The sequence below is a fragment of the Dyella sp. ASV21 genome (assembly GCF_016428975.1).
In the GTDB taxonomy this organism is placed as follows: domain Bacteria; phylum Pseudomonadota; class Gammaproteobacteria; order Xanthomonadales; family Rhodanobacteraceae; genus Dyella.
Genome location: NZ_JAELTT010000180.1, coordinates 1 through 441, shown reverse-complemented (window position 1 = coordinate 441; position 441 = coordinate 1). Strand labels below are relative to the sequence as shown.

1 pseudogene is annotated in these 441 nt (G+C 54.4%); it reads right to left on the bottom strand.

From position 1 onward, the window contains the following. Positions 1-117: 117 nt before the first annotated feature. Positions 118-441, bottom strand: a pseudogene (locus tag JHD67_RS21475) (hypothetical protein); the annotation flags it as partial.

Sequence of the window (441 nt, the reverse complement as noted above, 5' to 3'; positions counted from 1 at the left end):
GCGCTCTGCCTCCCGCAGGATCGTGATGATCTGCTCTTCGGTGTGTCGCTTCTTCATGGGTTCTCCTTGCCTGTTTAGGGTAGAGAACTCACCTTCAAAGTGGCTACACGTTTCGTCTCAGGTCACTACCAGTAACGAGACCGGCAACAGCATCAGCAAGCATACGCGTGTAACTGCGCGTATCGAGTTGAAGCCCGGCAAAATCATCACCCATCGATATAGCGAGTGGCCGCCAACCGACAGCGTGATGATAACCAGCAGGAAAAGCGCCCACATCAGCACTCTGGCTTGCCATTTCCTATGAGGAGTGCCTTGTGCAGTGATGAAGCCAAAGATCGCTAGTGCGCTGATTCCGAGGCCAAAAAAGAGCTGGTGCTCATGGCGCATCGGGATATTGCGAACCCAATTGCCCATCCAGGACGTCAGGGCCGAATGATCGGC